The sequence below is a fragment of the Priestia sp. 3CA3 genome, assembly GCF_056836725.1.
Genome location: NZ_JBXENJ010000006.1, coordinates 39,758 through 52,362 on the forward strand (window position 1 = coordinate 39,758; position 12,605 = coordinate 52,362).

Genomic DNA, 12,605 nt, shown 5'->3' on the forward strand with positions numbered 1-12,605 from the left:
TCTCTCCATGCTCACTCTAATAAATTGAACTTCATCCTCAGCTATAAAACTTAACCAAATTTTCATTCTACTTATTATAAAACCGACAAATTATGACACATTCAGGTATTTTCTTGTAGTAAAATGTTCGTAATACAAATGATTCAGAAAAGAGCAAACTGTTTGAAAGAGCAGGACGCAAAGCTACGGGTCTAAAGTCGTAAAATAAAATATAAAAGACTATGATAGCCGGGGTTACCTGAGAGAGAGAAGCTGGAGGTAGAATAATGCTGAATCGTACTAACGTTATGGAAGAAAACAAAAAGGAAGAGAACCTAGACGAAGAATGGGTAGAACTTATGCTCAGGGCATATAAAATGGGAATTTCTATTGAAGAAGTAAAAAGATTTATTGCTTATAACAAACCTAGTTAAAAATAAAAAGGAAGACGTAAAGAATTTAATTCACACAGGGGTTAGATTCTTTTTTTGGAACTAAGAGTCATTAAAGAGTAGATTTGTTTGTAGATATTACACTTTAAGGATTGTTTACAGCTATTGAAATAAAAAGATAAATTTGTGGCATACAGTTAGACTGAAAAGGAAGGGAAATCAATGAAGCTAAAAGAAGTTGCTCTTATTATATTCGGCTAAACGAAGGAATTAATTTAAAATTTCTTACTTATAACTTTCTTTACTGACCATGCCGGAACCTTTAGGGGCAGTTGCAAGTAATCAGTTTCTACTGCCCTTTAAACCAAATGCTTTTGAATTTACTGATTTGAACGCTGCCACTTTTGGAATTCAAGAAACTGTTTGAACTGCTCTTTGCTAATACCAGATTCAGCCGCTTCTTTTGCTAAATCTAACCATTCACTGTCTATTGAGATTGAACTATCACTCTCGGAAGAATCATGAATTAACTTATCCACACTAACATGTAAAGAAGTTGAAATCTTATTTAAAAATTGAATAGAGGGGTTTAATTGAATATCTCTTTCCACAGAGGAGATGTAAGACTTAGCTACTCCAGCACGGTTAGCAAGCTCAGTTAATGATATTCCTTGTTTCTTTCGAAGTTCTCGGATACGTTGACCAATTGTCATATTTATCACCCTTAATAAATGCTTATAAGGGTAATTGTACCACAGTTCCATGCTAAATCCTATAACAAATTAAATTATCGTCGAGCTATGAAAAACTGCTTAAACGGATTGAAATAACCTTATGATGCATTCGAAATAAGATATTACTTACCTGTTTTGTACAAGCAATCCGTTAAAGCCATTGTAATTATATAGTAGATTTTTTCACTCGTTGTACTTTTCAGAAAAAATAATCATTCATCACCTGCGCTCAAATAATAAAAAAGGGAGCTGTATTGAATTATCTTTCTTATACTAGCTTCTTTATTCTTTCACAAAAGTTTCTCATTTATCATATTCTTTTTTATTAAATTGGTTTGGGTTAGAGATAAATTCCTTGACGTCTTGTATGCTGATTCCTTGACCTTGGGCTTCTAGCATTAAATGAACCCACTCCAAATCAATAGTACTTTTATCATTCGCGCTCATCATTCCAGTCCCCTTCATCGTAAATTTGATAACGCTTCCTAAAAATATGATTAAATAAAAATACCTATTTTTCCCTGTTTTTTTACAGTATAATAGATATTACAAGATCATTAGACATTTTTCATTACTAAAAGCACTATTTTTTGAATTTTTTGTCTATTATTATCATAATAATTTCACCGTTACACAAACGCTACAGTTAGACACTAGGAGGATTGTTTTTATGCCTTTTCTGCATACGGCGACAGAAAAAATTTACTATGAAGTTCATTCGCCCGCGTTCACTGACCAGACAGACACCATTGTGATGATTCATTCTGTTATCACTGATCATACGCTTTTTGATTCTATTACTGCAGAATTAACCCAACATTATTGTGTTATTCAATACGATTTGAGAGAGACAGGAAACAGCGCCTCCGCTACAGGGGAAATATCGTTTGAGACTCATATTGAAGATCTTTTCCACTTATTACATACGTTGCATATAAAGAAATGTTACTTAGTTGGCGTGGGATTTGGAGGACAAATCGCTGTTAAATTTGCTGCTCGCTATGAATTTTTTATTGAGGGACTGATACTATTGTCTCTTCCTTTTTATTCCGATAGCACCCTTCAAAAGATTAAGAGATGTTACAACGAAGAAAGTAAAAACCAAATACCGGTAGATAAAATTTTCGAATTAGGCAAACTAGAGAGTTTGGAACCTACAAACATACAACAGATAATTGAAAGACTAAAAAAAATGGATCCCAGGGTATATTTCCGCTTTCTTAAACTATCCATTACAGACGATCTATTTCAAGAGTTGACTAGTATTTCACTTCCTGTACTCACTTTATCTGGCCAAAATGATTTGCTGTTTTCATCTCAGTATCTGATTTCAAAAACGATGTTTTTAAAAAACTACAGTCATATGACCATACCTAACGCACACTCTTTATTTCTAGTAAAAGAAAAAACAGCTTTAATCAGAGAAATCATCATAGATTTTATTAAAAGTAATACACAACAACTGCCTTATTTAAAGAACGATCCTATGAAAATACTTAAGAACTGGGAAAGTGACACAGCTATAGATATACAAAAAGATTTTCATGCACATACATCCTCTCTTAAAGTAGATTTTTTGTACTCTTTTTCCGTCTATGTAAATGGCCAGCTTATTACAGAAGGCTGGAATAAGCGCTTTGCTCAAGAAATCTTACTATATCTTATTTTTCATCATTCTATTAGCAGAGAACAGCTATGCGAAGCGCTGTGGCCTGACGTACCTTTAAGCAACGCCAAAAAGAATTTACGCGTCTATTTGTCTCATTTAAAAAAGCTATTGAACGCAGAAAAGGAAGAGCCGGTTTTACTTGTTAACAGGCAGCTCATTTCTTTAAACGCCGATGTGTCAAGCGATGGACTAGACTTACTAACTGACCTTCAGTGGATTACCGAACAGTCTGATCCGGCGTTGAAATTCAAGGAAGCTGAACAGAGACTGCACCAATTAGTTCCTCATTATTTAACAACGATTTATGACGATTGGTTCCTTGATATCCGAGTAAAAATAGAAATTATTCTTCTTGACTTATTAATCTGGATGAAAGAATGGCTTTGTGAGAATGGAAAAGTTTCAAAAGCCGTATTTTTACTCATTAAATTTATTGATTTAGTAGAAGAAAAGGAATTCATTTATGATGAAATTGTCGATTGCTATATCAAGCTCGATAACAATGAAAAATCAGAGTACTGGCTCGATCAAAAAATGCGGTATTTAGTTGAATAAAAAGGATGTGAATATATGAATTCGTACTGTGAGACGGTATTTAATCAAATAAACGTTAACATCCATTCCCTAACCGCAATTATTAATGACGTTACAGAAGAAGAGCTTGCTTATCGTCCCCTTCCTCACAAGCGGTCTATTCAAGAGCTGCTGCAGCATTTATGTCTCATTTGCAGTGCAGACTATTATATTTCCTTAGGCTACTCTGCAGATAAAATGAATGACTTTTATCTGTAGCATCCAGCTTATACAAAGCTTGAACTCAAAGCAGCTTTAGTAGAGGGCTTCAATCAGCTAAAAGCAGTTTACTCTTCTTTTGACGAACAACAGCTATTTTCACTGCAGACATCCTATTGGGGATGCACGTATACACGTTTTGAGTGGCTGCTTGAAATTCAGTCTCATTTATACCATCACTGTGCAGAACTGTATACGCTTCTAACCTGTTACCGCAGAAACGGATTGGATGTAGTGCTTTTTGAGTGATATAATTTTTTACTCTCTATATTTTCATTTTCGTATACTTTAGACGAAGTTTGGAACTAAGTATAAAACAAAAAGGCTTATCCCTAATGCAAGTAGCAGCGGATAGACCTTTTATTTATAATTTCTATTATAGATGACGATGCATTCTTATTTGCTACGCTATTGGCTCTAATTGCACTATTACTCTCTTTCTTCTTACGTACACCTAAGATTAATAGAGAAAAATAAAAAAGTCGTTTCTTTGTATAAGAAACGGCTTTTTATTCTAATAAACAATTGTATTTAAAGCATATATTTTACATTTGGATATCATATTTAGATTCAAATGCAGACACTTTTTCTTTAGCATCTAAAAATTGTGTTTCAGCAGCTTTTGTGTTTTCTTCTAAAGTTGATTTATCCTTGCCACTTTCTTTTTGTAGAACTTCTAGCATTTCAACTTGTTTATTTAATGACGAAGATATGCCAGTGACTGCGGAATACAATTGATCATATTCTTCAGTACTAAAACTAGCTTTATATTTCTCCAACTCTTCCTTAATAAGCTTTATTCTTTTCATAGGCATTCCTTGTATGGACTTAATAGCCTCAGTTGCGTCTGCATCAATTTTTTCATAATCATAGCTGTCTGCATTAAAATCTTTGTCTAACTCAATCGTGTTCACCGCATTAAAGTGCTGAGTAATATCGGCTTTAGTTAATACATAATGTAAGTGGGTACCTATTGCAGCCTCGTACACATCTACTGCTGAACCATAACGCTTTTGAGCTTTTATTGCTTGATCATTACTTAAATTGTCTATCTCAGTTTTTAAGTCTTTTAAGTGTTTTTCTATTTCACCATCATCGCCTTGAAGAATATTCTTGCTTTCAATTGACTTTGCAAGTATGTTAAAGTCTGCTTCAAAAACAAGATAATCATCAGATTCCATATATCCTTTTTCTTTTGTATAGTCTTTATACTCGCTCTCTAATTTAGAGATTTTTTGTTCAAGTTTTTTCTGCTCTTTCCCCATTTGTTTCTGCTCTTGCTTAGCAGATTCTTGTTTTTGTTCTTCTTTTGTTGACCCACAAGCTACTAAACTAATAGATAGCAGTGATGCTACAAGTCCTAGGCCGATTTTTCTTAAATTCTTCATTTCTTTCTCCTTTTTTTGGTATGTAGTTTTTTCACCCAACAATGATAGCATATATTATGTACTCCAAAAGAACGATTTTAGCAAAAATATCAAGTTTTTAACAAATAAACCATTAAGAGCAACAATATTTTATCTGTTAGTAGCAGCTTTAATAACCGTTTCACTGTTTAGAAAACGGTTATTTACTTTAATAATTCTATACTTAGAGTTAATTCGATATTTCAATCCCCTATTGCTGATTCAAAATAATAAATTCACAATTTTTTTAGCGCGTTAACTTGTTTTTCTAAAATAGAAATTAACTGTTTTTCTCACAAAAATAGTACTATTTTCAAAAGGAATCTTTTATTTCTCCTGAGAATAGTACTACACTATATTAGATAACCTTTATTTTTGTTTTAATTGTATAATATGTATCTGCTATGAGTCCTACTGCAAGTCCGCTAATCATCCCGTACGGTAATACACCTGGTACATTTTGATAAAAAGTGCCGATTAACATTGCAGCTAGGATGCCGAAAAGTAAGCCTATCACAATATGCGAACCAAACTTCACCTGTTTTGCGGTATACATTCTTCCTCCTCCTCACTTTTTTTCCATTATATCACAACAGAATCGTTTATTTAATGATAACTGAGCGAGGAATGCGAATGTAATAAAACTGTAACCTTATATAACTATTTTAGTACTACTCTTTTGGCGAATAAAATGTCATATGAGGCTTTTCTTCTTGGTAATACGCTAAACGGTCTTGGAGCGTACCAGTGTGAAATTCAAATTTATGACCGTCAGGATCCGTAAAATAAATAGATTTTTTGTCTCTCTCGTCGCGGTTTCTTCCAGATAAGATGGTTACATTATGCTGTTTTAACAGCTCTCTTGCTTCGTCAAAGTTTTCAATAGAAATAGAAAACGCTAAATGAGTATACGAATACTGAATGTCTGATCTAGGAATATTTTTTTCTTCATTTAACGCCAGCCACAGTCCCTTCAGACTAAAGTAAGCGGTGGACTTTCCTTTCACTAAAAGTTCCGCTCCTAGCACTTTCTGATAAAATGTGATAGATTGTTCTAAATTTGACACAGAAAAGCACATATGATTAATTCCTTGAATCACCTTTACCCCTCGCTTTCTAGAAAAAAAGTATTACATAACTTTCCTTTTAGCGCCTATTTTACTGAAAAAACATACTTTTTGCCATGTAAAGAGCTACTCCCCAAATCATACATGCAGAAGCCTTATTGATCCAAATCATTATTTTTCCATTTGAATCCATTTTCCCTACTGCTTTTCCTGCAAATGCTAAGGATAAAAACCATATCCACGAAACGCATATCGTAACCAGCGTAAAAACCCATTTTTCTTTTCCGCTGTACAGTAGAGAATTTGTTCCGATTACGCCCATAATATCCATCAGCGCGTGGGGATTTAGCAGAGATACAGAAGCAGCAAATAAAATTTGTGCTTTTACCGTCATCCCTTCCTTTACTGACGTTTTTGACGGTTCGCTCTTCCACATCACAAAGCCCATATACGCTAAAAAAAGAAAACCTATTCCAAAAATAAGCGCTTGAAAAAATGAAAAAGTAGCGGCTACTGCTGAAACTCCCAGCACTGCTACTAGAATTAAAATCGTATCACAAACAGAAGCCGTTACCACTACAGGAAGCGCCTGTTTGATGGTTCGTTGATTTGCTCCTTGGTTAAAAACAAACACATTTTGTACTCCTAAAGGTAAAATCAAACCGAATGCTAACAATAAAGCATGTATAACCACTGTAAACATGTTGTTCTCTCCTTTCTCTTTTATCCTACAATTGACATCCCTTGTTGTCTCCATCCAAATTTTGATTTATAATACCAACCAAATTATAAAAAGGTGGTCTCACATGAACTGGACTCCAAATCCGGCTGATAAAAAGCCAATGCACAAACAAATTCAAGAGTATATGAAAGAGAAAATCATAAATGGAGAGTGGCCTATTGGAACGAAAATTCCTTCTCAGCGCCATTTAGCTGCTAGCTTTTCTGTAAATAGAAGCACGGTGGTGACGGCAACCGAAAACTTAATTGCTGAAGGACTGCTCAGCGGAAACAAAGGAGGCGGCACCAAGGTCATCAACAATACGTGGAGCTTACTAGCATCAGGTTCTCACATGAACTGGAATTCGTATGTAGAAGCAGGAATATACCAACCAAATTCTCCGACTATCCGCCATATTAACGAAGCTGAATTTCAACCGGGCATTATTCGTTTAGGAACTGGAGAGTTAGCACCTGACCTGCTTCCTTCCCATCATCTTGCGGAACTATTTAGCGGAACTAACCATAGAAGCGTACACTTGGGCTACGAGCACCCAAGAGGAAATGATGAGCTCCGACAAGAGTTAGTGAAGCATGTAAAAAAACGCGGCATTGAAACGTCTCCTTCATCTATTTTAATTGTATCCGGTTCACTTCAAGCCCTTCAGTTAATTTCAATCGGCCTGCTGCCTCCAGGTGCCAATATATTAGCTGAAAAGCCTTCTTATCTTTATTCTCTACCGTTATTTCAGTCCGCACAAATGAAACTAACGGGCGTTTCATTAGACGAAGAAGGAATGCATTTAACTTCATTAAAAGACCAGCACGAAAAAGAAAAAGGCACAGCTTTATATACAATACCGAACTTTCATAACCCTACCAATGTAACGATGAGTGAACAAAGGCGCCAAGAGCTGCTTCGCCAGTGTGAAAGAATGAATTTGCCGATTATTGAAGATGATGCTTACGGAGAGCTTTGGTTCCATTCACCGCCTCCACTTTCATTAAAAGCTCGAGATAAAAATGGAGTGGTTCTTTATTTAGGAACGTTCTCTAAAACATTTAGTCCGGGATTTCGAATTGGATGGATTGTAGGGCCTGAACATGTAATTGAGCGATTGGCCGACCTTAAAATGCAAGTTGACTACGGAGCCAGTTCCTTATCTCAATGGGCCGCTGCTGAAGCTCTAAAAACCGGAATTTATGACAAGCACGTTGCCAGCGTACGCTATAAATTAAAAGAAAAATCTCAGCAAACGCAGGCTATTTTAGAGAAGTATTTAAAAAGTCTTGCTGCGTGGAATACTCCGAGCGGAGGTTTTTATTTTTGGCTGACGCTGCATAAGCCTGTTTCGATGCGGAAATTATTTAAGCACTGTCTCGACGAAGGAGTTCTTTTAAATCCAGGCGCATTGTATGACCATGAAACGTCACAGCATATCAGAATATCCTTTTCTTATGCGACGCTTGCAGAATTTGAATACGGCATTAAAATAGTCGCAAAAAGCCTTAAGAATCTTTACAAGTGATTCTTAAGGCTTTCTTGTGTTAACGGCAGCTTTATCAAAAAAGTGAGCTTATTATGCTGACGCTCTGCTCGTATCTTCCCTTGATGCAGCTGAATGATTTGTTTTGCAATAGCCAGTCCTAAACCTGAACCATTTGCGTCCGTTCTTGATTCATCACCTCGATAAAATCGATCAAATAACTTTTCCACCTCAATTTTTTCACTGATGTTAATGCTGTTCCTAAAGGAAATTACCAACGAATCCTCATCAATTTCCTGATTCACCTCTAATACGGAAGGCTTTTTGCTGTACTTCTTGGCATTTTCGAGCAAGTTTTGAAAGACTCTTACCATTTTTTCTACATCAATAAATGCATGCCACTCACAAGCAAAGTTAGTCTGAACGTCAATGCCTTCTCTTTTTAACATCGGCTCGTACTCTCCTATTACCTGCTGAAGCAAACGTTTCATGTCAATTTCATTTCGCTGAAGCTGAAAATCCGGACTCGTTAATTTTGTATAGTCAAACAACTCGTCTATTAAATCCGTTAAATAATTTGCTTTTGAATCAACAATATATAAATAGCTATCTAATGTTTCATCGTCCATATTTTCTCTTTTTTTGATTAAATCGAGGTACCCCACAATGGACGTTAAAGGCGTACGCAAATCGTGAGACACGCTGGATATTAGCTCATTTTTTGCTTGTTCGATTTCTCGTTCCCGATCAAACTTTGTACGAAGCTGTGCAGACATTTTGTTAATATTTTGACTCAATTCAGCCAGTTCATCTTTTCCTCGCACATGGATGGTTGCGCCTAAATCTCCATTTGATATTTTTTGAACCTGTTCGGAAATTTCTTTCAGGTAACGAATATGGGAACGAATAAGTACTAAAAAAACAAAAATAAAGACCACAACCGCCATAGAAATAAGCCCAAACGCCAATAGATTATATGCAGAAACATTCATTTTCTCTTCTTGTATATACCTGCTTAAAACAAGCCTAGCAATTAAAATAAAAGTTAAATTGGTGACCAAAAAGCTTATAATCACAGCGAAAAGAAGCTTTACACTTATTCTTCTCATATCCTGTATCCTACGCCCCATATGGTTTTAATATAAATAGGCTTTTTCGGATCATCCTCAATTTTTTCACGAATCTTTGTGATATGAACCATTACGGTACTATCCGATTTAAACGCGTCTGCTTGCCACACGGCTTCATATATTTTCCCCATGCTCATTACCGTTCCTTTGTTGCGTGCCAGCAGCTCTAAAATATCAAACTCTTTTGGTGTTAAACGAATCTCTTGACCGCGCACAAAGACAAGGCGAGTACTGCGGTTAATTTCCAAATCGCCAATTTGAATAACGTCACGCTCAGCGCGTTCATTGTATTTTTTATAGCGTCTAATTTGTGATTTCACTCGTGCGATGAGTTCGAGTGGGTTAAATGGTTTTGTTAAGTAATCATCTGCTCCTGCTGTTAGACCAGAAATTTTGTCCATATCTTCTGACTTAGCCGAAAGCATAATAATGGGCATATTTTTTTCTTCACGTATTTTAAAAGCAGCGTCGATTCCATTCATCTGCGGCATCATAATATCTAATATAATTAAATCTACTTCTTGTTCCTCTAAAAGCGCTAAGCCAGATACAGCATTAGAAACTTTCAGCGTTTCAAATCCTTCATTTTCTAAGTAAATAGCAATTAAATTACGAATTTGCTCATCGTCATCTATAATTAAAATTCTGTCTTTCATTTACAAACTCCTTATACCTCATTCTTTTCGCATGAAAAAATGTATGCGGGAGGCACGTTTCTCCACTCTTTTTCAACTTTAATGTGGGGGAAAAACGTGCGGATCAACTCTTTTTTTAAATTCGTATACTGAAACGTAATAAATTTCCCTTCATCAGCTAATACGCTTCGCGTGTTTTGCAAAATACAATCTGACACCTCAGCTGCTAAAGAAGCAAAAGGAAGACCTGATAGTACGTAATCTACTTTTGAAATATCATACTGTATCAAGTACTTTTGAACATGTTCAGCCGAGCCGTGTATCACATACACATTTTTTTCATCTCTTACTTGTTCCTTTACTTTTTCGTAAAAATGCCGATTGTATTCGATAAGAAGCAAAGTTGTACAAGCGCTTCGTCTTCTTATTAATTCACGGGTAAAAACTCCGGTTCCTGGCCCGTACTCTACTATACAGGCTGCATGTTCAAAATCAATCCCTTTCACCATTTTTTTCGCTAAGTGCGTAGAGCTTGGCAAAAGCGCTCCTACCGTTCGCGGCTGGTGAAAATATTGATACATAAAAGCTAAATTCATTTTCTATTCCTTCTTTCTACTCTTTCTTTCTAGAATAGAAAAAAAATCTAAAGAAACGTTAAGTAAATTTCTTAAGAATTCTTAAGAAAACAAAAAGGAGGATGGGACATAACGGAATTAACCCAATCTAAAGACGAGCAAATTGGATTAATAAACTCATATGGATTGCTCTTGACACCGCTGTTGATTTCCGTGCAAGACTTCGCTTTCCGCGGGCGGCCGATGAGCCTCCTCGTCGCTTACGCGCCTGTGGGGTCTCATCTGTTCCGCTTTTCCCGCAGGATTCTTCACCTTGCCCTCCAATCAACAGCTAGAAGCGGTGAAACCAACGTTTATAATAACAGTAAAAAATCCGAATGGTCAGTCAATAATACCGATTGATCATTCGAATTTATCCTTAACTAAAATATTTTTGTCCAGCCTCGATTACTCGTTTAAAAGATAATTTATCGTAAATAACATCCGCTATTTAAATCAAAGGTAGCTCCTGTATAATGTTTTGCTTGAGGACTCAGTAAAAAAAGAACGGTATCTGCCACGTCTTGAGGCGTAACAAAGCTTGGAATCAGCTGATGATCGATGTATTCATTTTTGCGCCACTCTGGAATATTTTTCATCATATCGGTATTTACCATTGTAGGTGCTACGGCATTCACACGGATATAAGGAGAAAAATTCATTGCACAGCTTTTGGTTAATCCTAATATCGCTGCTTTAGACATTCCATATATAGCATCGGAGCTTCCTTCCATTCCTGATACGGACGATATATTAATAATTGCTCCTTCTGTTTCCTTTTCCATTAATAATTCACCAAAGTATTTGGAGAAATAAATATATCCTTTAATATTAGTGTCCATCACAAAATCTATTTCCTTTTCTTCATAATCCAATAAATTTTTCCCTAAATACACGCCCGCATTATTAACTAATCCATATAAATTTTTATCTTTTATTTGATAAAAAAGATTTTTTACGGCCTTCCCTTCTTTAACATCTACTACATACGTTTCAATATGGCCCTTTGTATCTTCAGCTAGCTGTTTCAAAGCTCCTTCATTACTATCACAAGCAATAACTAAATAGCACTTCGACACACATTCTTTTACAATTTCTTTTCCAATTCCAGCACCTGCACCCGTGACGATTACCCATTTTTCTTTCATCTCGACACCTCTTATCTACTTTCTGTTACACATACTTGTTATGTAAATATTCAAACATTTATTATACCATTATTTTCTATATAGACGTCCATTTCTTGCGCTCTTTTTTAGCTTACCTGACAAAGCGCGTATAGTTTTTTATGGGAGTGATAACGATAAGACAGTACATTATTTCAAACAAGAAAGAGATGATAAGACGTGGCAAAAGTACTTTATATTACAGCTCATCCTCACGATGAGTCTCAATCATTCAGTATGGCAACTGGAAAAGCATTTATCGATGCTTACAAAGAGCACAATTCAAGTGACGAAGTTGTACATATTGACCTTTATAAAGAAAATATCCCTCATATTGATGCAGATGTATTTAGCGGCTGGGGCAAACTTCAGTCTGGCTCGGAACTCTCTTCTCATGAACAGGAAAAGGTCAATCGCCTTGCAGAATTGAGCGAACAGTTTGTAACAGCGGACAAATATGTTTTTGTAACTCCTATGTGGAACTTTTCGTTTCCACCGGTTATGAAAGCTTATTTAGACTCTGTAGCCGTAGCAGGTAAGTCATTTAAATACACGGCCGAAGGTCCGGTTGGACTGTTAACGGATAAAAAAGCGCTTCATATTCAAGCACGCGGAGGCATTTATTCTGAAGGTCCTGCAGCTGATATGGAAATGGGGCATCGCTATATTGGAATTATGATGAATTTCTTTGGAGTCCCTTCGTTAGACGGCATTTTTGTGGAAGGGCATAATGCAATGCCAGATAAAGCCCAAGAAATTAAAGAAAAAGGAATAGCAGAAGCAAAAAAACTTGCCCAAACTTTTTAATATAAAG

The 12,605-nt window shown here is 35.8% G+C and carries 16 protein-coding genes and 1 riboswitch; of the genes, 5 read left to right on the top strand and 11 right to left on the bottom strand.

Going from position 1 to position 12,605, the window contains the following annotated elements; translation table 11 throughout:
* Nucleotides 1-142 precede the first annotated feature (142 nt).
* Nucleotides 143-242: riboswitch (cyclic di-GMP riboswitch) on the top strand.
* Nucleotides 243-266: 24 nt separating this feature from the next.
* Nucleotides 267-413 (top strand): anti-repressor SinI family protein, encoded by a 147-nt coding sequence (locus AC1VNJ_RS16600; protein WP_482641076.1) that lies wholly within the window; start codon nucleotides 267-269, stop codon nucleotides 411-413.
* Nucleotides 414-751: 338 nt separating this feature from the next.
* On the opposite strand, the gene AC1VNJ_RS16605 is transcribed toward AC1VNJ_RS16600, so the two are convergent.
* On the bottom strand, nucleotides 752-1,084 hold the full coding sequence (locus tag AC1VNJ_RS16605; protein WP_098626821.1) for a helix-turn-helix domain-containing protein: 333 nt from the start codon (nucleotides 1,082-1,084) through the stop codon (nucleotides 752-754).
* Between the two features lie 324 nt (nucleotides 1,085-1,408).
* On the bottom strand, nucleotides 1,409-1,552 hold the full coding sequence (locus tag AC1VNJ_RS16610) for an anti-repressor SinI family protein (RefSeq protein WP_221840638.1): 144 nt from the start codon (nucleotides 1,550-1,552) through the stop codon (nucleotides 1,409-1,411).
* 223 nt (nucleotides 1,553-1,775) lie between these two features.
* Here AC1VNJ_RS16610 and AC1VNJ_RS16615 point away from each other — a divergent pair, with 223 nt between their 5' ends.
* The gene (locus tag AC1VNJ_RS16615) at nucleotides 1,776-3,329 is read left to right on the top strand and encodes an alpha/beta hydrolase (RefSeq protein WP_482641077.1); all 1,554 of its coding nucleotides are present in this window, start codon (nucleotides 1,776-1,778) and stop codon (nucleotides 3,327-3,329) included.
* Between the two features lie 15 nt (nucleotides 3,330-3,344).
* Nucleotides 3,345-3,566, top strand: coding sequence for a hypothetical protein (locus AC1VNJ_RS16620; protein ID WP_482641078.1), 222 nt, complete (start codon nucleotides 3,345-3,347; stop codon nucleotides 3,564-3,566).
* Nucleotides 3,567-4,111: 545 nt separating this feature from the next.
* Here the strand turns inward: AC1VNJ_RS16620 and AC1VNJ_RS16625 are convergent.
* From AC1VNJ_RS16625 to AC1VNJ_RS16640, 4 genes are all read right to left on the bottom strand, one after another.
* Nucleotides 4,112-4,954, bottom strand: a complete 843-nt coding sequence (locus AC1VNJ_RS16625; protein ID WP_482641079.1) for a hypothetical protein — start codon at nucleotides 4,952-4,954, stop codon at nucleotides 4,112-4,114.
* A gap of 376 nt (nucleotides 4,955-5,330) precedes the next feature.
* Nucleotides 5,331-5,528, bottom strand: coding sequence for a hypothetical protein (locus AC1VNJ_RS16630; RefSeq protein ID WP_482641080.1), 198 nt, complete (start codon nucleotides 5,526-5,528; stop codon nucleotides 5,331-5,333).
* 115 nt (nucleotides 5,529-5,643) lie between these two features.
* On the bottom strand, nucleotides 5,644-6,072 hold the full coding sequence (gene fosB / locus AC1VNJ_RS16635; RefSeq protein ID WP_482641081.1) for a metallothiol transferase FosB: 429 nt from the start codon (nucleotides 6,070-6,072) through the stop codon (nucleotides 5,644-5,646).
* A gap of 58 nt (nucleotides 6,073-6,130) precedes the next feature.
* The gene (locus AC1VNJ_RS16640) at nucleotides 6,131-6,742 is read right to left on the bottom strand and encodes a LysE/ArgO family amino acid transporter (RefSeq protein ID WP_482641082.1); all 612 of its coding nucleotides are present in this window, start codon (nucleotides 6,740-6,742) and stop codon (nucleotides 6,131-6,133) included.
* A 103-nt stretch (nucleotides 6,743-6,845) separates the two neighbouring features.
* Here AC1VNJ_RS16640 and AC1VNJ_RS16645 point away from each other — a divergent pair, with 103 nt between their 5' ends.
* On the top strand, nucleotides 6,846-8,288 hold the full coding sequence (locus AC1VNJ_RS16645) for an aminotransferase-like domain-containing protein (protein WP_482641083.1): 1,443 nt from the start codon (nucleotides 6,846-6,848) through the stop codon (nucleotides 8,286-8,288).
* Here the strand turns inward: AC1VNJ_RS16645 and AC1VNJ_RS16650 are convergent.
* The 5 genes from AC1VNJ_RS16650 to AC1VNJ_RS16670 all read right to left on the bottom strand — a co-directional run bounded on the left by AC1VNJ_RS16650 (nucleotide 8,279) and on the right by AC1VNJ_RS16670 (nucleotide 11,773).
* Nucleotides 8,279-9,355, bottom strand: a complete 1,077-nt coding sequence (locus AC1VNJ_RS16650; RefSeq protein ID WP_482641084.1) for a HAMP domain-containing sensor histidine kinase — start codon at nucleotides 9,353-9,355, stop codon at nucleotides 8,279-8,281. The two genes, AC1VNJ_RS16645 and AC1VNJ_RS16650, sit on opposite strands and share 10 nt — an antisense overlap.
* Complete coding sequence (locus AC1VNJ_RS16655; RefSeq protein ID WP_033578875.1) at nucleotides 9,352-10,032, bottom strand: response regulator transcription factor; 681 nt, start codon at nucleotides 10,030-10,032, stop codon at nucleotides 9,352-9,354. Before AC1VNJ_RS16655 ends, AC1VNJ_RS16650 begins: the two co-directional genes overlap by 4 nt.
* An 11-nt stretch (nucleotides 10,033-10,043) precedes the next feature.
* Nucleotides 10,044-10,607: a class I SAM-dependent methyltransferase gene (locus AC1VNJ_RS16660; RefSeq protein WP_033578874.1), complete on the bottom strand. Its 564-nt coding sequence runs from the start codon at nucleotides 10,605-10,607 to the stop codon at nucleotides 10,044-10,046.
* Nucleotides 10,608-10,734: 127 nt separating this feature from the next.
* Complete coding sequence (locus AC1VNJ_RS16665) at nucleotides 10,735-10,914, bottom strand: hypothetical protein (protein ID WP_482641085.1); 180 nt, start codon at nucleotides 10,912-10,914, stop codon at nucleotides 10,735-10,737.
* A gap of 139 nt (nucleotides 10,915-11,053) precedes the next feature.
* Nucleotides 11,054-11,773, bottom strand: coding sequence for an SDR family NAD(P)-dependent oxidoreductase (locus AC1VNJ_RS16670; RefSeq protein WP_482641086.1), 720 nt, complete (start codon nucleotides 11,771-11,773; stop codon nucleotides 11,054-11,056).
* 198 nt (nucleotides 11,774-11,971) lie between these two features.
* Between AC1VNJ_RS16670 and AC1VNJ_RS16675 the strand changes: the two genes are divergently transcribed.
* A complete protein-coding gene (locus AC1VNJ_RS16675) occupies nucleotides 11,972-12,598 on the top strand; it encodes an FMN-dependent NADH-azoreductase (protein ID WP_013056890.1) in 627 nt (208 codons plus the stop codon).
* Nucleotides 12,599-12,605: the final 7 nt, after the last annotated feature.

Excerpts from the sequence above, each read along its gene's own strand:
- AC1VNJ_RS16660 (WP_033578874.1), bottom strand. The coding sequence starts at position 10,607 with ATGAATTTAGCTTTTATGTATCAATATTTTCACCAGCCGCGAACGGTA.
- AC1VNJ_RS16600 (WP_482641076.1), top strand. The coding sequence starts at position 267 with ATGCTGAATCGTACTAACGTTATGGAAGAAAACAAAAAGGAAGAGAAC.
- AC1VNJ_RS16640 (WP_482641082.1), bottom strand. The coding sequence starts at position 6,742 with ATGTTTACAGTGGTTATACATGCTTTATTGTTAGCATTCGGTTTGATT.
- AC1VNJ_RS16610 (WP_221840638.1), bottom strand. The coding sequence starts at position 1,552 with ATGAGCGCGAATGATAAAAGTACTATTGATTTGGAGTGGGTTCATTTA.
- AC1VNJ_RS16630 (WP_482641080.1), bottom strand. The coding sequence starts at position 5,528 with ATGTATACCGCAAAACAGGTGAAGTTTGGTTCGCATATTGTGATAGGC.
- AC1VNJ_RS16605 (WP_098626821.1), bottom strand. The coding sequence starts at position 1,084 with ATGACAATTGGTCAACGTATCCGAGAACTTCGAAAGAAACAAGGAATA.
- AC1VNJ_RS16645 (WP_482641083.1), top strand. The coding sequence starts at position 6,846 with ATGAACTGGACTCCAAATCCGGCTGATAAAAAGCCAATGCACAAACAA.
- AC1VNJ_RS16670 (WP_482641086.1), bottom strand. The coding sequence starts at position 11,773 with ATGAAAGAAAAATGGGTAATCGTCACGGGTGCAGGTGCTGGAATTGGA.
- AC1VNJ_RS16650 (WP_482641084.1), bottom strand. The coding sequence starts at position 9,355 with ATGAGAAGAATAAGTGTAAAGCTTCTTTTCGCTGTGATTATAAGCTTT.
- AC1VNJ_RS16655 (WP_033578875.1), bottom strand. The coding sequence starts at position 10,032 with ATGAAAGACAGAATTTTAATTATAGATGACGATGAGCAAATTCGTAAT.
- AC1VNJ_RS16615 (WP_482641077.1), top strand. The coding sequence starts at position 1,776 with ATGCCTTTTCTGCATACGGCGACAGAAAAAATTTACTATGAAGTTCAT.
- AC1VNJ_RS16620 (WP_482641078.1), top strand. The coding sequence starts at position 3,345 with ATGAATTCGTACTGTGAGACGGTATTTAATCAAATAAACGTTAACATC.
- AC1VNJ_RS16625 (WP_482641079.1), bottom strand. The coding sequence starts at position 4,954 with ATGAAGAATTTAAGAAAAATCGGCCTAGGACTTGTAGCATCACTGCTA.